At 46.4% G+C, this 20,383-nt stretch carries 20 protein-coding genes; 7 read left to right on the top strand and 13 right to left on the bottom strand.

Annotated elements, in window-relative coordinates; translation table 11 throughout:
- Positions 1-34: 34 nt before the first annotated feature.
- Positions 35-562, top strand: a complete 528-nt coding sequence (locus KDK17_RS11865; protein WP_257255532.1) for a GNAT family N-acetyltransferase — start codon at positions 35-37, stop codon at positions 560-562.
- A gap of 110 nt (positions 563-672) precedes the next feature.
- Here KDK17_RS11865 and sctV read toward each other — a convergent pair whose 3' ends face one another.
- Genes sctV through KDK17_RS11880 form a run of 3 tightly spaced genes read right to left on the bottom strand, consistent with a single transcriptional unit; the run spans position 673 to position 3,500 of the window.
- A complete protein-coding gene (gene sctV / locus KDK17_RS11870) occupies positions 673-2,760 on the bottom strand; it encodes a type III secretion system export apparatus subunit SctV (RefSeq protein ID WP_257255533.1) in 2,088 nt (695 codons plus the stop codon).
- A 51-nt stretch (positions 2,761-2,811) separates the two neighbouring features.
- Positions 2,812-3,105, bottom strand: coding sequence for a hypothetical protein (locus tag KDK17_RS11875; protein ID WP_257255534.1), 294 nt, complete (start codon positions 3,103-3,105; stop codon positions 2,812-2,814).
- 23 nt (positions 3,106-3,128) lie between these two features.
- Positions 3,129-3,500, bottom strand: a complete 372-nt coding sequence (locus KDK17_RS11880) for a hypothetical protein (protein WP_257255535.1) — start codon at positions 3,498-3,500, stop codon at positions 3,129-3,131.
- A gap of 252 nt (positions 3,501-3,752) precedes the next feature.
- On the opposite strand from KDK17_RS11880, the gene sctC reads away from it, so the two are divergent.
- From sctC to yvcK, 3 genes are all read left to right on the top strand, one after another.
- Positions 3,753-5,915, top strand: coding sequence for a type III secretion system outer membrane ring subunit SctC (gene sctC, locus KDK17_RS11885; protein WP_257279829.1), 2,163 nt, complete (start codon positions 3,753-3,755; stop codon positions 5,913-5,915).
- 166 nt (positions 5,916-6,081) lie between these two features.
- Positions 6,082-7,638 (top strand): glycerol-3-phosphate dehydrogenase, encoded by a 1,557-nt coding sequence (gene glpD, locus KDK17_RS11890; protein WP_306671280.1) that lies wholly within the window; start codon positions 6,082-6,084, stop codon positions 7,636-7,638.
- Between the two features lie 75 nt (positions 7,639-7,713).
- Positions 7,714-8,628 (top strand): uridine diphosphate-N-acetylglucosamine-binding protein YvcK, encoded by a 915-nt coding sequence (gene yvcK / locus KDK17_RS11895; RefSeq protein WP_257279828.1) that lies wholly within the window; start codon positions 7,714-7,716, stop codon positions 8,626-8,628.
- A gap of 20 nt (positions 8,629-8,648) precedes the next feature.
- Here the strand turns inward: yvcK and KDK17_RS11900 are convergent, their stop codons facing one another.
- From KDK17_RS11900 to KDK17_RS11910, 3 genes are read right to left on the bottom strand one after another with little or no spacing between them, the layout of a single operon-like run.
- Entirely contained in the window at positions 8,649-9,287 is a 639-nt protein-coding gene (locus KDK17_RS11900; RefSeq protein ID WP_257253707.1) for a sugar transferase, read from the bottom strand.
- Between the two features lie 60 nt (positions 9,288-9,347).
- Positions 9,348-9,509: a hypothetical protein gene (locus KDK17_RS11905; RefSeq protein ID WP_257253705.1), complete on the bottom strand. Its 162-nt coding sequence runs from the start codon at positions 9,507-9,509 to the stop codon at positions 9,348-9,350.
- Positions 9,484-11,595, bottom strand: coding sequence for a bifunctional diguanylate cyclase/phosphodiesterase (locus tag KDK17_RS11910; protein ID WP_257279827.1), 2,112 nt, complete (start codon positions 11,593-11,595; stop codon positions 9,484-9,486). The genes KDK17_RS11905 and KDK17_RS11910 overlap by 26 nt, the downstream gene beginning before the upstream one ends.
- Before the next feature lie 468 nt (positions 11,596-12,063).
- On the opposite strand from KDK17_RS11910, the gene KDK17_RS11915 reads away from it, so the two are divergent.
- A complete protein-coding gene (locus KDK17_RS11915; RefSeq protein ID WP_257253124.1) occupies positions 12,064-12,396 on the top strand; it encodes an STAS domain-containing protein in 333 nt (110 codons plus the stop codon).
- Between the two features lie 121 nt (positions 12,397-12,517).
- Here the strand turns inward: KDK17_RS11915 and KDK17_RS11920 are convergent, their stop codons facing one another.
- The 7 genes from KDK17_RS11920 to KDK17_RS11950 form a co-directional block, all read right to left on the bottom strand.
- Complete coding sequence (locus tag KDK17_RS11920) at positions 12,518-12,670, bottom strand: hypothetical protein (RefSeq protein WP_257279826.1); 153 nt, start codon at positions 12,668-12,670, stop codon at positions 12,518-12,520.
- Between the two features lie 23 nt (positions 12,671-12,693).
- Positions 12,694-13,053, bottom strand: coding sequence for a hypothetical protein (locus tag KDK17_RS11925; protein ID WP_257253121.1), 360 nt, complete (start codon positions 13,051-13,053; stop codon positions 12,694-12,696).
- Between the two features lie 90 nt (positions 13,054-13,143).
- The gene (locus tag KDK17_RS11930; protein ID WP_257288155.1) at positions 13,144-13,812 is read right to left on the bottom strand and encodes a vancomycin high temperature exclusion protein; all 669 of its coding nucleotides are present in this window, start codon (positions 13,810-13,812) and stop codon (positions 13,144-13,146) included.
- A gap of 58 nt (positions 13,813-13,870) precedes the next feature.
- The gene (locus tag KDK17_RS11935) at positions 13,871-15,049 is read right to left on the bottom strand and encodes a glycosyltransferase family 4 protein (protein WP_257279823.1); all 1,179 of its coding nucleotides are present in this window, start codon (positions 15,047-15,049) and stop codon (positions 13,871-13,873) included.
- A 126-nt stretch (positions 15,050-15,175) separates the two neighbouring features.
- On the bottom strand, positions 15,176-16,261 hold the full coding sequence (gene trmA, locus KDK17_RS11940) for a tRNA (uridine(54)-C5)-methyltransferase TrmA (RefSeq protein WP_257279822.1): 1,086 nt from the start codon (positions 16,259-16,261) through the stop codon (positions 15,176-15,178).
- 74 nt (positions 16,262-16,335) lie between these two features.
- Positions 16,336-17,628 carry an NCS2 family permease gene (locus KDK17_RS11945; protein ID WP_257279821.1) on the bottom strand — a complete coding sequence of 431 codons (1,293 nt, stop codon included), beginning with the start codon at positions 17,626-17,628 and terminating at the stop codon, positions 16,336-16,338.
- A gap of 363 nt (positions 17,629-17,991) precedes the next feature.
- On the bottom strand, positions 17,992-19,005 hold the full coding sequence (locus tag KDK17_RS11950; protein WP_257252482.1) for a GIY-YIG nuclease family protein: 1,014 nt from the start codon (positions 19,003-19,005) through the stop codon (positions 17,992-17,994).
- 292 nt (positions 19,006-19,297) lie between these two features.
- Here KDK17_RS11950 and KDK17_RS11955 point away from each other — a divergent pair, with 292 nt between their 5' ends.
- Both KDK17_RS11955 and KDK17_RS11960 read left to right on the top strand, forming a co-directional pair.
- Complete coding sequence (locus tag KDK17_RS11955) at positions 19,298-19,855, top strand: hypothetical protein (protein ID WP_257288156.1); 558 nt, start codon at positions 19,298-19,300, stop codon at positions 19,853-19,855.
- Positions 19,852-20,352, top strand: a complete 501-nt coding sequence (locus KDK17_RS11960; RefSeq protein ID WP_257288157.1) for an RICIN domain-containing protein — start codon at positions 19,852-19,854, stop codon at positions 20,350-20,352. The genes KDK17_RS11955 and KDK17_RS11960 overlap by 4 nt, the downstream gene beginning before the upstream one ends.
- Positions 20,353-20,383 lie beyond the last annotated feature (31 nt).

Here is a 20,383-nt window from a genome sequence, read left to right on the forward strand (position 1 = left end):
ATACCTGATGAATTGATCATGTCAGGCAATGGATATGCGTTTTGATCTGGGTAACGGATATTGTGTTAGAAGCTTTCTTTACGGTGATGCACCATCACTTTCACGTCACGGCAACAACTGGAATGTGGCCAAAAATCTCAGGGATAGTTTTCCACATCCTTATACGATAGAGCATGCCAGAGCATGGATTCAGCATGTGAAGGAAAATGAAGCTGATACCCGTTTTGTGATCGATCATGAAGGGGAGGCCATTGGTGAGATCGGCTTTGTAACCCAAGTGGATGTTCATCGTTTTACGGCTGAAATTGGCTATTGGTTATCTGAATCCCACTGGGGAAAAGGAGTAATGACTCAGGCTCTCAGCCGTATCACACAGTATGCCATGGACGAGCTGGGTCTGGTCCGCATTTATGCCGATGTGGTTGATTACAACAAAGGGTCTGGAAAAGTACTCGAAAAGTGCGGCTTCCAACTCGAAGGTATCTTGAGAAAACATATTTTCAAAGGTGAAGACTACTTTGATCAATACGTTTACGGTCTGGTTCGTTCTGAACTCCAATGATCCTCGAGTGAATGGCCTCTGAGCAAACATCTTTTTTCACTTCCTGCATTTCTTTTCTGACCAGACAGCCTTCTTACTAAAAAGAGTGGGCTGTCAGTTATCAACATTGATCAGAGTGATATACGACCCAGAGGTTGTACTGTGATTTCTTCTGTAAGCTCTTGGTGAGACAATACGGCCAGATCATAAACTTCCAGCTCCAGAAGCTTCCTGACGTATCGGCGAATATCCATCGATGTGATCAGTACAGGTTTATGTTCAAGGTGCCCAATTTTGCCTACTGTGTTTTTTACATTCTCAACAAAGCGAGCAGACTGGGACGGATCAAGAGCCAGATAGCTGCCTGCTGATGTCTGTCGGATGCCACCACGTATGGTATCTTCAACATCTTGATCAAGAAGGTAGACAGGCAGCATGTTTTTACCATTCGAATACTTGTAACTGATGTATCGTTTCAATGATGAGCGGACATATTCTGTTAACTGAACCACTTCCTTTTCTTTGTGGCCCCAGACGACCAGTGCCTGAAGTATGGATCTCAGGTTCCTGATCGAGATATCTTCCGAGACCAGTCGCTGGAATATTTCAGTGATTTTATTAACTGGCAGAAGACGCTGGACTTCTTTGATCAGTTCGCCAAAGGAAGACTCCATTTTTTCCAGCAGGTATCGGGTTTCTTGAATGCCGATAAACTCTTCTGCATATTTTTTCAATACGTGAGCCAGATGAAATGTCAGTATTTTCGGAGCATCCATGTAATTAACATTATTTTTTTCCAGCTTCTCTTTCTGGCTTTCTTCTGCCCAGAGCGTATCAAGGCTGGGCAGGAAATCTTCTTCCTGTTCATAAGGGATTTTCAGCATTTCCAGATGGTCAATGGTTTCACGAACGAAGACATAGCCAGGTCTGAAATGACCGCTCGCCACAGGAACTTCCTGAAGCATGATGGAATAGCTGTTGTCCATCATGGCGTCATTAAAGCGAAGATGGATACCAGGAAAGGGAACCCCGAGATCCATGTACAGAGCTTTTCGAACCTTCAGAAGCTCATCGTTAAGCATCTGGGTGTTCAGTGTTTCCTGAATGGAAGTAGGTACATCAATAATAAGTGGCAGTGTCTGCGTAAACTCTTCCTGCTGGTCCAGTCTGGACTTTGCATCTCCGGCTGATTCAGTCGCGGCAGCCATGGCTGGAATCCCGCCTTCGGCTTCCTGAGCCATCTCGCGGGAGGCTTTCCTCAGCAGGTAATAACCTCCGCCGCCAATTATCAGCGCCAGCATTAGAAATATGAAAGTGGGAAAACCGGGAATCAGAGCAAAGCCAAGCAGCAGGACGCCGCCCACCAGCAGCGCTTTGGGCTTATCAAGGAGCTGTCCACCAATTTCGTTACCCAGATCTTTGGAGTCTTCATTGGACACCCTGGTAACGATAATACCGGAGGTTATGGAGATCAGCAGAGCTGGTATCTGTGAAATCAAACCATCACCTACAGTCAGGATGGCATATAGCTGCAAAGCCTCACCCGCCGTCATGTCATTCATCATGGTACCAATGGCGACACCGGCTGTGATGTTCACAAAGATAATGATCAGACCTGCGATGGCATCACCCTTTACGAACTTCATGGCGCCATCCATTGAGCCGTACATCTGGCTCTCTTTCTGCACCAGTTCCCGACGTTTTTGTGCTTCTTCCATTTCGATAGAACCGGCACGAAGGTCAGCGTCGATACTCATCTGTTTACCGGGCATGCCGTCCAGTGAGAAACGAGCACTGACTTCTGCCACCCTCTCAGAGCCCTTGGTGATGACAAGAAACTGGACAATAGTGATGATCAGGAAGATCACGATACCGACAATCAGGTTGCCGCCCACCACAAAATTACCGAAGGTATAGACGATTTCACCCGCGTCAGCCTGAAGAAGAATCAGTCGGGTAGTGGTGATGGAGAGCGCCAGTCTGAAAAGGGTTGTTACCAGAAGCACCGCTGGAAACGAAGAGAATTCCAACGGAGATAACAGATAGATAGACGTCATCATCAGGATGAAAGAGAGCCCCATATTGAGGGCAATAAGAAAGTCCACCAGAACGGTGGGCATGGGCAATATGATCAGGCTGACGATGGCTACCAGCATGGCTGCCAGCATCAGGTCATTTCTTTGGCCCAGTTTATTAAGCCCTGCGACGACAGGATTCATGCTTTATGACCAGTCTGTTTGCAGGGGAGAGCAGTCTGGTCAAGCAAGAGATTATTTTACAGCGGCTTTCTTTCTCTTTTTGAGCAGTGCTCGCCCCTTGATCCATTTAATGGCCCGGGTATCCATTCCAGGCTTCGCGTACTGCAAAAAAGTATCGGCGGCCTTGATAGAATCTTCAGGTCGATCAACTTGCAGGTAGGCGTAGCTGAGCATTCGATAAACATCGGGGTTTTGGGGTTCAAATCGTTTAACGGCTTCCAGCAAAGCGATAGACTTTCGTGGCTGGAGATACTCCATATAATAAGAGGCCTGAGCCAGTAACCACTGCCTTAATGGCTTATTCATGGTGTGTTTCCCTGTTGTTCCTATTAGCCCGCGACCAGAACATTCCGTGTCATGGTCAGGTATTCCTGCAATTCTTTTGACTCTTTTAATACGGCTAGAGCTGCTTTTGCTTCTGGCCACTCTTCGGCATGCTTGCTCAGAAGGCTCAGAGCCATATCCGTCATCATGTTATGTTCATCAGGGGAGAGTGAAGGAGCCTTTTCAGTCAGGTTGAGGGCGAATTTTTTTTCACGATCCTGGAAGGTGCGACCCATTTCAAGGGCTTTCCAGAAGTGAGCCGCAATGCTTTTACCGGAGGGTTTAAAAGAAGACTTGTCTTTCGGAAAGTCTTTATCAATAAAGTCATTGTTGACGAATGAAATACCAGAAAGGCCGTTTTTAAAAGACACGTCCATAATGCAGAGCCTCTGTTTAAATGAATTGATTCTCTTCGTTTTAGCGTCGGCTGGATGACAGCAAACTGTAGCACTGGCCCTAAAACTGTGTAAATGATTAGAATTGAAGAGTAATCTTGGATACACTGGTTTTATTCTGTTGTGTATTTAAATTAGCTATAAAAAATAAAAAATTGATTAGAAAAAGTTTATTTAGCCGTTAATACCTTTATTGTGGGTTGTTTAGAGGACGGGCATGGAGGCACTCTTCGGATGGGGTCAAAAACTCTCAAACTCTGGCTAGTTTTGTTGCCTGCTCTGGCTTTGTTGATTCCATTACTGTTTGCCAGCACGTTCTTGTCATACTCCCAGGCGGCGGTCTGGTCTTCCGTTCCACAAAATGACAGTACTCGAAGGCATATTGTGCGCCCTGGTGAATCGCTCTCCATTATTGCGCAGAACTATGGCTTTGAGCTCCGTGAGCTGGCTGAGTTTAATAGCATTACCAACCCTTCCAAACTGATGGTGGGACAAACCATATACCTTCCCGAGAGTTCTACTGAATATGTTGGGCCCGGGTTTCAGGCAGCCTCTCCCGCAGAGCCTCCGCCACAGGCTCTGGATGCAACCGCATTTCCTCCGACAAGATCAAGACCTGATGAAGAAGAGTATTTCAGGTTGCAGCAATGGATGGGTGGCCAGAAACAAACGACAGGTATCGAAAGTATCGATTACAACTATGTGAGAAAAGCTCCACAGCCTCAGGTCGAGGTGGGCTTTGATATTCCTCTTGAAGCTGAGGACCCATCCGGAGGAAACAGTACTTCTGAGTCATCGGTCAAACAGATGGAAAATATTGAAGTAGCCGGCAAGGAGTTGTTGGAAGAAGTGGAAGAGGAGGTCAAAGATTCAGAGTCTCCAGCCTTGGCCGTCTTTGGAGACCGTCCTTATTCCTTCTATGGCAGTGGTGAAGATTTGCTTGAGGCATTACAGAATTTTGCTGCCAGTTACTATGTTCCAGTCGTTATCTCTGAAGATGTCGTAGGTGAAGTAAACGGCAAGATTGGTCCACTGACGCCCGTCGATTTTCTGGATCACATGGCCAATATTTACGGATTTATCTGGTATTTTGATGGCCACTCACTCTATATCTACAGTGGCAGTTCAGCTGAGCAAAAGATTATCAGTCTTGGATACATGACAACCCGGGACTTCAAGACAACACTCAAAAAAGTGGGTATCTGGGATGGGCGTTTTTTTTGGAAAGAGCAGCCAAAAGATGGCCTGATCTATGTATCCGGACCGCCAAGGTACATTGAGATGGTGAGTCAAACGGCTGAGCTTCTCGACAATAAAGAAGGTGAGCGTCAAAAAAGCAAATTGACCGTGCGTATGTTCAGTCTCAAATACGCCTGGGCTACCGATAAAAGTTTCAATTTCAGAGGTCAGCAGATCGTTGTTCCCGGTGTAGCCAGCTTGTTAAGAAACATCATCAGTGGAGGGGGGGTCTCCAGCGTTGATCGCAAGCCTGTTGAGCCTCTTAAGATGCAGCCCGCAAAAGGTGTTGTTCGTAACGGTGTTAACAATAATCAGCAGGCCCGGCAAACTGAAGAAGCATTGAATTCCGGTGCTTATATTGAAGGGGCTTACATAAGTGCAGATCCAAGGCTGAATGCCATTATTGTTCATGATCTGGAGTCCAAGATGGCCATGTATGAAGGTCTTATTGAGTCTCTGGACAAACCTTCTTCCCAGGTCGAGGTCAGTGTCTCCATTATTGATGTAAATACCGCTGACATAGAAGCTCTGGGCGTTGACTGGAACAATACCCGTGGAACCAATTCCGAAGTTAAATTTGATCCGGGTTCTTCCGCCTATGCAGATGACTTCTCTTCATTCACGACGGTTCTGGGTATCAATATTGGCAGCTTTAATGCCCGACTCAGTCTGTTGGAGGATGAAGGTCGAGCCAAAGTGGTTTCCAAACCTTCCATTCTCACTTTGGACAACCTGGAGGCAGTCTTCGATAACAGCAGCACCTTTTACGTTCAGGTGGCCAGTCAGGAAGATGCAGAGTTGTTCCCTGTGACTTCGGGTACCGTCGTTCAAGTCACCCCCAGAATTGTCAAAGAAGAGATAGGTCGCCGGATTCACATGAGTGTGAATATTCAGGATGGTGGCGATTCCAACGACCAGAATCTTTCCCTGCCAAGGGTTAGTAACAGTTCGATCAGTACACAAGCGATCGTAAACGAAAATGAAAGTTTGCTGATTGGTGGCTTTTACAAGGAAAGCCAGGATCAGAAGACGACCAAAGTTCCGGTGCTGGGCGACATACCTGTTCTTGGTCGCTTGTTTCGTGCTGATAAGAAGCAAAACATCAGTCAGATGCGCTTGTTCCTGATAACCCCTCGCATTCTCAGTGCAGGAGCCTGATTGATTTGGAGCATTCCTGCACCTCCTACTTGTGTCATTCTCTTGTTATAAACCACCTGTATATTCGTATTTCTTCGAATTGGTAAATATGTTGGTTTTTTTTGTACTATAGAGTTCGCTATAGTTTGTATATATTCGTAAATATTCGTTTTTGGATGTAAGTGAAATGATGCAGGTGCAGACAGAGGGGCTCTTTGATATCTACGTAATTGGTGGTGGCATCAATGGTGTAGGTATTGCCGTAGATGCAGCAGGCAGGGGCCTGAAAGTGGGTCTTTGTGAAAAGTCTGATCTGGCTGGAGCAACCTCATCAGCCAGCAGCAAACTGATTCATGGTGGTCTCAGATATCTGGAACATTATGAATTCCGTCTGGTCAAGGAAGCGCTGGCAGAGCGGGAAGTTCTTCTTAAAATGGCGCCTCATATTGCTTCTCCCATGCGCTTTTGTCTGCCTCACAGACCTCACTTGAGACCCGCCTGGATGATTCGTGCAGGGCTCTTCCTTTATGATAACCTCAGTGCCCGTATTTCTCTCAAGGGATCAAAATCCCTCAGGTTTGGAAAGGATTCTGCGCTCAAGGAAGACTTCAAAAAAGGTTTCGAATACTCTGATGCCTGGGTAGATGATGCTCGTCTGGTCGTCCTGAACGCCATGGAACTTCAGAGAAGGGGTGGAGAAGTTCGTACCCGCACTGAGGCATTGCGTGCTGAACGAAATGACGGTGTTTGGCATATTACTCTTCGTGATGAGATCACTGGAGAAGAATCTGTTGTTCGAAGTCGCGCTCTGCTGAATGCGGCAGGTCCCTGGGTTCAATCTTTCTTTGATCAGGGGCTGAAGCAAAAATCCCCACGGAAAATCCGTTTGATCAAAGGCAGCCATATTATCGTTCCCCGCATTCATGAGGAGCCTCGAGCTTACATTCTGCAGAACGAAGATAACCGGATTGTTTTTGTCATTCCTTATCTGGACAAATATTCACTGGTGGGCACCACCGACGTTGAGTATAAGGGTGAACCTGCAGATGTGTGCTGCTCTGAAGATGAAAAACGTTATCTGTGTGATATTGTGAACAAACACTTCAAACAACAGATCTCCCTGAACGACATTGTCTGGGATTACTCTGGAGTGCGTCCACTCTGTGAAGATGAGTCAGACTCACCCCAGGCGATTACCCGTGACTACACCATGGAACTGGAGGACGAGGATGGCAAGGCACCGTTGCTTTCTGTCTTTGGCGGTAAACTCACGACCTATCGTAAGCTGGGTGAAGCGGCTGTTGGCAAGCTTCAGCCTTATTTTCCTGATATGAGTGAAAGCTGGACCAAAACATGCCAGCTGCCTGGCAGTGAAGGGTTCAAGGGTGTTCAGGGGTGCACTGAAGAGCTTTGTAATGTTCACCCCTGGCTGCCCCGAGAGATTGCTTCCCGCCTCAGTGGAACCTATGGAAATCTGAGCGGTCTCCTGATAGGAAAGAGCCGTTCACTGGACGGTTTGGGTGAGCATTTCGGTGCCGGACTCTATGCTGCTGAAGTGGATTACCTGATTGAGCATGAGTGGGCTTACCAGATTGAAGATATTCTCTGGCGTCGCACTAAACTGGGCATTGAGCTGGATGAACCTGGCAAGGCTAAACTGGAAGCCTACCTTGCAAAGAGATTACCTGAACTGATTCCGAATCGATTCAGTAGTGAAGAATCATCTCTGAAGAAGGTCGTATAAAGTCGTATAAAGGTGGATTCATCAGCCATCTTTTATATACAATTTTCTACTACAGTCACAACGTCTAAGTAATACATGCAGTCCGTCAACGCTCTTTTTAAATGTCGTCGTATTGCCGCTATCGGTGGTGGCCATGGTCTTGGAAGGGTTATGGCCAGCCTCGGTTTTATGAAAGGTCGACTCGCTGGTATTGTTGCTACCACTGATGATGGTGGTTCCACTGGCCGACTCAGGGAAGCCAGTGGCTGTATCGCCTGGGGTGATTTGAGAAACTGCATCAATCAGCTTTGTTCAGATAGTCCCAACCTGGCACGTATTCTTTTTGAGTATCGTTTCAAAGAAGACAGTGGAGATCTTACTCATCATAACTTGGGCAACCTGATTCTCCTGGCTATGGATCAGATGTGTGTCCGTCCTATGGAGGCTATTAATCTGATTCGTCAGATACTTCAAGTTGAAACAGACCTTATCCCCATGTCAGAAGAGCCTGCCAGTCTTGCAGCCATAATTGATAATCAACAAATTGTGGGTGAGACAAAAATAGATGCTCTGGATCAGAAGCCTGATCGTTTACTGTTGATTCCAGATATTCAACCGACTCAGGAAGCCCTGACGGTACTTGAAGAGGCCGACCTTATTATTCTGGGTCCAGGCAGTTTCATGACCAGTGTATTACCTGCCTTATTAATGAAGGATGTCGCAGAAGCTATCCAGAAAAGTGATGCTTTGACTGTATTTATCGGGAATCTCACTCCAGAGGTTTCGGCAGTCAGACAGATGCTTATTGATGAGAAGCTGAACTGGATGAAGGAAATGACAGGGGTTTATCCCGACGCACTCTTGTGGCCTGAAGAGCGTGAAACACCGGAAGGGATAAAGTGTTCACTGCTTCATCAGCCCCTGGCCGACCCTTTTCAGCCTGGCGTTCATAGCCGGGAAGGAATGCGCAGAGCGCTGGATACACTGGTAGCGAACCATCTGAATTATTGAGGGCATTAGCCCGATGGTTATTAGCGCTTGCCAGTGACCATAACCCAGATCGTTTTGAGTAGGATGCTAACGTCCATCTTCAGCCACTCAGCAGGGCTGCTCAAAGATAGTGCGTAGGCGTGGTCATAAGCGACGTTGTTTCTCAGATCATCGACGGTTTCGTAGAAACTCAGGTTTACTTGAGCCAGTCCGGTCATTCCGGGGACAACATCAAAGGTTCTTTCGGTATAGAAGGGGATGTTATCTTCCAGCTTTTGGCAAATGTCAGGGGGTTCAGGTCTGGGGCCTACGATGGACATATCGCCCATCAAAACATTCCATAACTGAGGTAATTTATCCAGATGGGTTCTGCGAAGAAAGTGACCTACTTTAGTGACTTGGGGAGCATTTCTTGTTGGCCGGACAGAACCGCTTGTGGCCTCTGTATCGACCTTCACCGTTCTGAATCGGGTCATCAGAAAGAGACAAACATAGTTTTCGCTCTGATAGCCAATGCGCATCTGACGATAAAAAACCGGACCAGGACTGTTCAGTTTGATCATTAAAGCAATCAAGGGGTAGAGAGGCAGTGTAAAAATAATGCCTGTCAATGCTATGGATAGATCCATTGCCCTTTTACCGAGAGCGGTAAGCGGGTGGACATACGTGGCATCTTTCATGTCTTTACTCCCTTTCATCTTCGGCTTTCATTTCATACGTCGTAAACCGTAAACCGAGGATTACTGGCTCACGTAAAGAGTCACAGAGAAGGGGTTGTCGTTTGAGACATAGGGTGTTTCATCAATATTGACTGTATTGACGGGTTTGCCACAGTGATTCACGGTCAGGCAGCGCTCAATTGCCCGAGTAGTTTTTTCAGTTGTCGCTGACGTCGGGTTCATTGGGGAATATCCTTTTTCGGGAGTTTGCAGGTGTGCTTTTCCAGGCTCTCAGAAATTCGGCAAATTCCTGATCAGGAACGGGTTTGCTGTAAAAGTACCCTTGGCCTTCTGTGCATCCTGAGTTGATCAGGTGTGTTTCCTGCTCTTTGGTTTCAACCCCTTCGGCGATGACTTCAATGCCAAAGCTTTGACCCAGTTGAATAATCGCTTCAACGATAACAGTGTTTTCTTTATTTTCTGGTAGCCCTTCGACAAAGGTTTTATCGATTTTCAATTTATCGAATGGAAACTGTTTCAGGTAACTTAGTGAGGAGTAGCCTGTACCGAAATCATCCATTGCCAGGGTAATGCCTGTTGCCTTGATTCTATTGAGCTGTTCGGAGGAAAGTTCTATATCTTCCATAATACTGGTTTCGGTCACTTCAATTTCCAACAACCGGGGTGGAATCTGGTATTTGCGCAACAGGTAATTGATACGGTCGACGATGTTTTTGTCTCTTAGCTGAATCGCAGAAAGGTTCACGGCCATTCTCAAATCATGGAATCCTGCTTTATGCCATTCATGGAGCTGATGGCATGCGGACTCAAGCACCCAGTCACCTATGGGAATGATATCCAGATTATTTTCTGCCATGGGGATAAACATTTCTGGTGAAATAAGCCCCTTCTCAGGATGCTTCCAGCGAAGTAAAGCCTCGGCACCGACCATCCGGGAAGTTTTGAAATCAATCTGTGGTTGATAAACCAGACTTAGCTCATGATGCTCCAGAGCTTCATGAAGGTCCCTTTCAAGCTTCTTACGCTGACGAATCTCGGTATCGATAGTGGCAATATAAAACTGATAGCGGTTGTGGTTTCTGGATTTGGCCATGATCATGGCGAATTCAGCCTGTTGCAAGAGATTATCAACTTGCTGACCGTCGTCAGGAAATAGGGTGATGCCTACAGTTCCGCTGATGGTTATCTTCTCTTCGTTCACTGTAATGGGAAGAGCCAGCTGTTTCAGAAGAGCTTGGGCCATTTCAGCTGCTTCGTAAGGTTGGGTGATCTTAGATAGAATGATTGCAAACTGGTCTTCTCCAAGCCTGCCTATGTAACCTCTGTTACCAATATTACCAATATGGTTTCTCAGGCGATCTGCAATTTTGACCAGTGTATGCTCTGCTGCTTTGAAGTTAAGCTGGGCATTCAGTGATTTGAAGTCATCAAGACCAAGACAGAGAATGGCAATATTGCCATCAGAGCTTGAGAGTTTATCAATCAGGCTCTGCAACTGCTTCTGCAAGGTTTTTCGGTTTGGCAGACGGGTTAAATAGTCGTACTGAGACAGTCTCATGATCTGAGCCTCGGCTTTCTGCCTCAGGTTCAGGTTTCGATCTATTGATTCCAGTAGCTGATTCGCTGTTCTGACCCAGAGACCCAGCTCATTGTTTTGATGACCTTTAGGCATAGGTAATTTATGAGAGCCGGGAGCGTCCGGGTTAATCTGTGACAGGCTTACGATCAAACGATTCAGAGGTTTGGTAAGAATAAATGTATAGATCAGGTAGAGCAGCAATGCCATCGCAATGGCCCTGAAAATACCGCTGACCATGACAATCAGTGAGCGCTGGATGAACTCCTGACCGTGGTAAGCCGTATCAATGGCCAGGAGGAGTTCGCCGTAGCTTTGATGAGAGGGTATTTCCCTTTGTAGAGGAATACGATAAATTCGAATAGGTTCAAATATGTAGTCCGAGAGCTGGCGATACCCTGAGTTGGAAAGGCCACGCTTTACCACAGCAAGCTCAGGTTTATCAGGTATTTTGATGGCAGCAATGTGGACTGACTGGTGCTCCATTAACCCGGAAAGAATCTCCCGGGCCATTGTGGGCTCCAGTCTACTGGCAGCCTGAATGGAAGGTTCCCTGATCATGGACAGCATTTGCAAGGCTTCTGAATCAATGATGTTGCTTGACTGGCGGGCATCAAAGAAAATTTGAACACAGCTGATAGCAATACCCAATAAACAGGCTGACATTAGAACAGCTTTAAGCAATTTGGCAGATAAACGTTGCTCAGCATCAATGCCTGTGCTGGTTTCCATATTCTGTGACTTCTTTCTATGCCATCCATAAAACGTTTAACAACGACGGACTCAATGTGGTTGGCTATTGATTAAAAAGTAGAAAGCAACTACTCAAAAAAGCTAGTAAGCAATCAGATGTTGGATACAGAGCTTTTCATTTCCTTGTGAGATTAACTATAGGAAGTTAAGAACAACTTACTAATACGAAATTGTAATCTTTAAATACGATTTTAATTGTTTTTTTTATTAGATAAAATAATTGTCGAAAGGTTTTTTATTTATTTTTTTTAAATAAAAGTGATGATAAGTTGGCAAAAAGCCTTTTTGATTAGTATGTGTTATCTTTATTTGGTTTTTTTATCGCCAAAGAATATAGAAGCATTCATCTTTTAAGCTATCACCTGTCTAGTCTGATAATAAGTGTTTGAAATGATCTCTGATTTTTTTCTTTTCAAATCTGGGAGTAATGTTAAGGGGTAGGAAGTAATGAATTACGAAATTTGGCAAACTCAGTCATGTGATGTCATCTCATTGAAAGATCAATTTAATGCTGAAACTGTTAATGATTTAAGACCTTATTTTGACTATTTGATCAAAGATTGTGCTGGAGATGTTCTTGTGGACATGATTTCCGTTAAAAAGCTTGATCCTTCTGGTGTAGGTGCATTGCTCTTTCTTTATAAGCGTTTAAAAATTGAAAACAGGAAGCTGGCTTTGGTAGGCGTTAATGGTAAGCCAGGTGAGCTTCTGAGCATGTTAAGAATTAATAGATCGATTAAGCAATATAATAATATGGAAGATTATTTCTCCAACTACTAAAAAAATGATAAGATAGTACCTTGGCGTTTATTAATACTCTTTCAATATCTGGCCAGTGACACCTTCCGACTTTAATTTTTGAAAGATGGCGTTGATCTTTCTTTCATGTTTTTCGGCAGACTTACTGAACATGAACATTACAGGAACACAGTCGAATGTTTTTTCTGTCACAAATAATCCCCGCAAACCGGGTTTTAATGAGGTGGCGAGCAACCAGTTCGTCTATCAGTGCTGCGTCATTACGACCTTTCTCCAGAAGCTTCAAAACATGCATTTTATCTCTGGTATTCTTACGAATCACTTCTCCCGATTGAAAGTAAGGTTCAAAAGTTTTATACGTACCGTTTTGCACCACCCCGAATTACTTTCACTTAACTGGACAATGACTTCTCCGTGCTCGCAAGAGGAAACTTTCCCGGACACTCTGTCTCGCCATTGAGGGTAGCTCGGGGCTTCCAGATCCAGACTGCCATTTCCTACCATGTAAATAAGCCGGTTGAAAGGGTAGTATTCTTCCTTGAAGTCATAGGCACTCCTTTGGCTAATGGCTTCAAGGGTTTTCTGGACAATGCCTTTTTTATTATCGATCCGGAAAAGAGGAGGATAGTTTGTTGGAAACAGTCCTGTTGAGATGGAGATCCTGTTCTTATCTGCCATAGCGAGTGTGTCGGGTAGAAAGAGGAAAAAGAGCAGAATCTGTAATCCTATCTTTTTTTGTTGATGATCACTCGCATTTCAGGTCTCGAACTATGTCGGGGGTGTACTACCAATATCGATCATTGGACCCAAGTACTTAGGGCCGGTGTTTAGCCAGTGAACTTCCAGAACGGCCAGAACTCTTGCAAGAATCTCTCTGGCCTTATTGTTCAGGTCACTGTTGGCACCGTCACCAGCGTTGAAAGCAATAGCATTAATTTCTTTATTCTGGGCGATATAGAGCGCCCGTTTATTGTGATAGGTTTGGGAAATGATTGTGAAGCTATTCAGCCCGAAGACAAACTTTGCCCTTATAATAGAGTCCAGAGTTCGAAAACCTGCATAATCCCTATAGATCTTTTCAGCAGGAATGCCCATTTTCAAAAGATCTTTTCGTATGGTACTGGGCTCATCGTAATAAGGCGTTCCATTGTCGCCACTGATCAAAATGTAATCGATCTTGTTCCGGGTGTAGAGTAGATATGCAGTCTTGAGCCTGAGAGCATAATGATCATTGTAGCCACCTTCACGGGCGTACTTGCTGGTGCCGAGCAGGAGACCGACTTTATTGTATGGAATACTTTCTACATTGGTGTAGAGCCGTGTGCTGGTTGTGGTATTGACCAGCCAGTTGGCGATAGCGACCAGGGAAATGAGTCCTATCACAACTCCGGCAAACAACCCAGTGACTACTTTTAGGCGGGTCAGCCTGCCTTGCATTGGGAAGTCTCCATAAAATAAGGAATTCAGAAACAGTTAACCATAATCATCCTGCTGATTAAAGTGCATCGGACTCTGATCGTCTCATATCCTCCAAAATAGTCTCGATTTCGATGGCAATAGACAATGAAGGCTGTTTGGCGGGTATACCCAGCGATTCCAGTGAGATAAGCTGGTTATCACCGGCAATGGCAGACTGAAACTTTTTGACCACTTCTTCCGGAGTAGAAGCCAGAAAGGCCGCCTTTTCGCGGATCAGAAAGTTGTCTGTTCCTGGTTCAGCAATGTAAATAACAGGTTTTCTTTTATAGTATGCCATTGTTCCAATAGAGGATTTATGAACCATAACAGCAACAGATATTTTTGTGAGAACAACGGTTGAATTGCGATTCTTTTCCATTAACCGGACATTCCCGGCACCTCTTTCCTTAATCCAGCGTCGCTCGACCTCACCATCGGTCTTAGGGTGATGGGTGACCAGAAAGGTCACGGACGGTAGCTTTCGGGTGGCTTCAATAAAGACTCTGAAATACTCTTCATACGTGTCGTCATAGCCACCGGCGAATACCACAACAGACTCATTGGGACCAAGGTTTAGTTCAAGGCGGAGAGATTGGTTATCTGTTTGTCGGTAAATATCATCCCAGGCCTCAAGCGCCGGTTGCCCGGATATCATGTAGAGGGGATTGGGGCAAAATACAAGATCGTTGAAGCTTTCTGCGGTTGCAGCACTGGGAATATGGAATTCATCGAGGGTTTGAATTGTTTTCAGAAATGCCTGTACATATTCCTTTTTGGTAATGGGATCAAAATTATCATAGAAAGCCAGAGTGAAGCTGCCATGTTGCTTCATATGATTGAGAATCTGGGCCTGTGCAGCACTGGCCATTCCGGAATAGACGATCTTAGGTTTAATACGTTGCGATAACTCAATAAGAGCGCTTCGGGGCCAGAGTGTTTCCCGGTTGTTCCGGAGCTGGTCTGGATCAGGTACAGGCACAGTGAGGTTCAGCGGGTGATTTCTGAAGATTTCTTCGGCCCTGCCAAGCGATAAAATACGGTAGTTAATACCCCGCTTTTTCAAAGCTTTTTCAAGCTGTTTAAAAGCATCACTTTCCCCCTGATCATAAGCGACCAGGAGAAGATCAATGTTTTTTGTTGCCAGTGCATTTGAGCTGAAAATGTTAATAAAGAAACAAACAAACAGCGCAAAGACAGAGGCTGGATAGTTTTTCATTCTGACTCCGTTAGAACCCCTGTTTCCGGGTTCTATCAGTTTTTGAAACAGGGGAACGTACAGTCTGGTACAGAATTCCGATAAAGGAAAGGTGGTTGGCTGGTCGCTTTTTAGCCTTTCAGGGAATTATTTTCGGGTCAGGAATACACCCATTTCACGATGATGGGTGTAGGGGAACTGGTCAAAAAGGGCTATTCGCTGCACTTTATGAGTCAGGGTGATTTTTTGTAGATTCTGCTTCAATGTATCAGGGTTACAAGAAATATAAACAATGTTGTCGAATTTCTGAACCAGAGCCTCAGTAGCTTCATCAAGGCCCGCCCTGGGAGGGTCTACCAGTATTGTGGATACGTCATAACTATCCAGGTCAATGTCCTGCAAGCGTCTGAACAGTCTCTCCCGATTCATGGCCTGAGTGAACTCTTCGCTGGACAATCGTGCTATCTGGACATTCTCAACGGCATTGAGCTCGAAGTTGTCATGGGCAGAGTGAACGGATGCTTTGGATATTTCCGTAGCCAGAACCTTGCAAAAGTGGTTGGCCAGGACGCACGTGAAATTGCCGTTTCCGCAATAAAGCTCAAGCAGGTCACCCTTCAGGCCAGTGCAAACCTCACTGGCCCAGCCAAGCATCTGTTCATTAACGCCGGCATTGGGTTGAGTGAAGCTGTTCTCGACCTGGGTGTATTGATAGGTTTTGCCCAGCACATTCAAGGTTTCGACAACGTAATCCCGATCCAGAACTATTTTCTGTTTTCTGGCACGGCCAATAATGCGAATGTTGTGGGAGATCTGTAATTTCTCCGCTGCAGCCTTCCACTCATCATTCAGTGGTTTGTGGTAAAGCATGCTGATCAGAGCCTCACCGGTCTGAGTGGTCAGAAACTCCAGCTGGAACAGCCTCTTTCGGAGAACCTCTTGTTGCTCGATGTCTTTCATCAGCGGCATCATTAATTGATTGATACGCTCCGAGCCTGCCGGGAACTGATTAATGCTGAAAGGTTGTCGGGTATCGGGATCAAACATGCGGTAGAAGCTGTGTTCTCCCTCATGCCAGATGCGGAACTCTGCCCGCATTCTGTAGTGCTCTGGCCGGGATCTGAAAACCTCCAGTTCAGGAACATCAAAAGTCTGAAACTCTTTTCGGGTAAGGTTCGCCTTCTCGGTCAGTTGGACTTCGTACTTTTCAGGCTTTACAACGGCTAATGACATGATGCGCTTCGATAAATAAAAACGGCCCGTATTATGGGCCGCTTTCGAAGTGATGAAAACTGATTTTCAGTGCATTAATTGAACATCACCAGTTTAACAGTGAATAACAAGGAGAGAATAACCAGCGCACTATTCAGGTCTTTTGCACGGCCGCTCAGGAGTTTGATGGCGGTATAGGAGATAAAGCCAAAGGCAATGCCTGTTGTAATCGAGTAACTCAGAGGCATAGAAACGGCTGCAATAACCACTGGAGCAGCTTCTGTTAGATCGTCCCAGTTAATCTGGAACATGCTGTGCGTCATCAAAACGGCTATGAAGATCAGAGCAGGGGCGGTGGCATAGGCTGGCACTACGGCTGCCAGAGGGGACAGGAACAGGCATCCCAGAAACAGTAAGCCAACAACCACGGCGGTCAGGCCTGTCCGACCTCCCACAGAAATCCCGGCAGTGCTTTCAACATAGCTGGTAGTGGTCGAAGTACCCAGTCCAGCCCCCGCCATACTGGCCATGGAATCTGCCATCAGAGCTCTGCCCAGACGAGGGAACTTACCGTCTTTGTCCAGCAGGTCACCTTTTTGAGCTACGGCAACCAGTGTGCCAGAGGTATCAAAGAGATCAACAAAAAGGAATGAGAATATAATGCTGATCATGCCGACTTCCAGCGCTCCGGCAATATCCAGCTGCAAAAGCGTCGGGGCCACACTGGGAGGCATGGAAAACACAGCGTTCATTTCTACTTTGCCGACAATAAGGCTGATGATGGTGATGGTTAGAATACCGATCATGACCGAGCCGGTGACATTGCGATAGTAGAGAGCCACAATCAGGGCGAAGCCAATGGATGCCATCATGGCGCCCCAGGAAGTCATATCTCCCAGTGTTACCAGTGTGGCTGGGTCGCCAACGATAATGCCGGCATTTTGTAGGGCAATAAAGCCGAGGAAGAGACCTATACCAGCAGCAATCCCCCCTCGTAGCGAAAGAGGAATACTGTTAATAATCCACTCGCGAATCCTGAAGATACTCAATGCGAAGAAACAGACACCTGAAAGGAAAACGGCCCCCAGTGCCACTTGCCAGCTGTAACCCATCTGACCGACAACGGTGAAGGCGAAAAAGGCATTCAGACCCATACCAGGAGCAAGAGCAATGGGGTAATTGGCATAGAAGCCCATAATCATGCAGCCGATAGCAGCAGCCAGACAGGTGGCAACAAAGACCGCCCCCTGATCCATGCCGGTGGTCGCCAGCATGCTGGGGTTTACAAAAATGATGTAAGCCATGGTCAGGAACGTGGTAATGCCCGCCAGCACTTCTGTCTTAACATCGGTATGATGTTCTTTCAGTTTGAATAGCCGTTCTAACATGCTGATGTTTCACTCGGGAGTAAAAGCCTCCCATGATAACGATTTTTACAGTCAGGTAGAATATGCGAGTAGTATCGTCAATGTCTCGATGAGTCACAGTGTCTGGTGGAGATTGCTTAGGCTGATCTTTGTGGACGAGGCGGTGTCTTGTGCCTGCTTCCTTTTGCACCCCTATATCTAGTGGTCGCGGTTTTGTCTGAGCAAATAATGCCCACTTTGCTGTAAAGCTTGTAGCTGAAGGGGTCAGTATAGGATGACATGAGCCATTAACAGGGTTATCCACAGAAGTTGTGGTTAAATTGATAGTGCCTGCCCTGAAAATTGGATAATCGAGCCGACCCTTAGAGAGGTCGGCTCCAGCGATCAGGCTACTGCTGCCAGTTTCCCGGTTTGCATTGCCTGAATTCTGGCATTGAGTTCAGCCAGGCTTTGAGCGATTTTTCTTCTTTCGTTTTCCTGGCTTTCAGCACTGCGCTGTGCGCGTTGTTTTCTGTGGCGTTCAATGGCCTCACGTATGCGAAGCTCTTTTGGGCAGATAGGCTTGGCAACATCGACCTCTGTTTCGATGATGGCTGCTGGTTTTGGCTCAATGGTTTCTGGTGGTGTGCCTTCTTGAACTTCAGGTTGGGGCTGAACGTCCAGTTGATTCATAGCACTGTTATCACCGGCCAGACAGGCGTCGGCCGCGGCAGTAATTGCAGCCAGCTGAGCTGTGATGTCATCGCTCATTTCAATGCTGTTCATCTGAACCATCGCATTGGCCCTGGAGCCTAAAGACCGGGTTGATTCAGGCTTTGGCTTTTCTGCTTCAGACTGGGCAGCTTCCAGCCTGATCTCTGCCGGGTCCGGAGCCGTGCTGGCTAGCGCAAGCGCAGATGAAGGCTCGGCAGCTGAGTGTTGAGCGGCCTGATTGACAGGCGACGGCTTGGTTTCTGACGGTGGAGCAGAATCATTAGTCGTTTCATTGGCAGCATTGCCGGATTTCACGGCAAGGCTTGGAGGTGCATTGGTATCCCCTTCATTAATTTCTGCAAAAATGGAGGCCAGTTCTTTTTCAATGCTGGATTTGCGCTGGCGCTTCTTCTTTTTGGGCAGGATTTTTACGGTGCTGGTCTTATAGCCTCTGAGACTCTCTGCACCAAAAAAGTTGATGGCGTCCTGCTCGAGTTCGGCCAGCTCTTCACGGGACTCGGCTCTATCCCATTCCTCTACGGTAAATTCGTCTTCGCCGTGAATGCGGATTTCTCTGTAAAGCGGGTAGTCCAGATCCTGGTGTGCGGCCGCCACCATTTTTTCCCACTGGCTTTCAAGGTCATTGCGAGTGGAGCCTACAAAAACTTGTTTTGTTACTTTATTGGTGACGATGAAGATAATCAACGCTGGATGACCTTTCTACTGACGGTGACAGGCGCGCAATTATACCTGCCGATTTTCTTCTGTGTAGTGGGGATTGTGCGCTATTCAAAAACTGTTTTAACGGATACCGGTCTGAGGTGACATTGAAACGGTAAAAAAGGTAGGAAAATCCCGAAACCAAGAGGGTTTCTATACTTTTGTTTGTCGGGCTGCAGAAGCAGTGGGTCGGTGGCTCTGATCGCCCGTTATCGTTTTGACAACGAATTTTGATCAGCTAACGTCAAAATAATTACTAAAGAGGGTGGCAATGAAGATGGCAGGTAGGTGGAGCTGCAGAAATGGACTGGTAGTTATTCCTGTTTCATTACGTGTATTTTTTTACTTCGGGGCTTTTAATCCTTTATCAGTATTCTTTATTTTCTTCCCGTCCCTATCCGGGGCAGATGCACCAGACAGTCATCGAGTGGATGAGCATTTTGCCGATCAATTCTTTCTTAAGCAGGTGGACGGTTCTGATTGTCTGGCGCTGGATGTTGAAGAGGTTGATTTTGCAACCTGTGAACATCAGAATCCCGAGCAGAAAGGGCTCTGTTATTCCGGAAATCGGGCTGTAATCAAACCCTGCGATGACAATAGTTTGGCGCAGAAATGGCATTATGACTTTCAGAAAAAAACCATTCATTATCAGGGGTATTCCGCCAGTATGTGTTTATCCAGAGTGATAGAGGGTTTGGAGATGTTGCCCTGCACAGAATCGACCAGCGCTGCTATAAAAATCTTCACACGGGACAAATCATCTGTGAGTCAGAGCAGAAGCCGGGTAATGATCAGGAGCCTGAATCCGTTCAAGAGAAAGTCCAACCTGTTTTGAGCTGGGAAGAGCGGCCTGAGGGAGCATTCTGGGTCTCTGAGCGTTTGACAGAAGATATCCTGCTGGTGAATCAGAGCCCGAGGTTTTGTCTCGGTGTCAGGGCGGCAGAGAAATGCTTGTATGAATCTCCTGACAAAAGTAGTTGCTATTCGTCGACGCCCATTGAGCTGGCTGCTTGCGAAAGCCAAAGCAATCAGGTCTGGCGTCATGATCTGTTAACCAAGCGTATCTTTAATCGTGCAGCAGGCTACCGGTATTGTCTGACCCGGTACCCGGAAGGCTTTTCTCTCTTACCCTGTTTTCCCGGAGGGAGTCCGTCACAAAGGTGGTATTTTGCCCGCGGCAAGAGTGCGTCGTCCCCGGAAATAGGGCAGCTGAGAACTATGTTGAACGGCATCCTTGATCCCCACTCATACACTCGGGCACTGACTCTCCCGGTCACTGTCAACGAGCCAAAGAAGAAGAAACCAGGGGCGCTAGCAGCCTGTCGGACTTAAGCGTCCGTAGCGAGGATTGCAAGAAATTGAG

Origin of the sequence: Endozoicomonas sp. SESOKO2 (genome assembly GCF_024606245.1) — a bacterium.
GTDB lineage: Bacteria > Pseudomonadota > Gammaproteobacteria > Pseudomonadales > Endozoicomonadaceae > Endozoicomonas_A.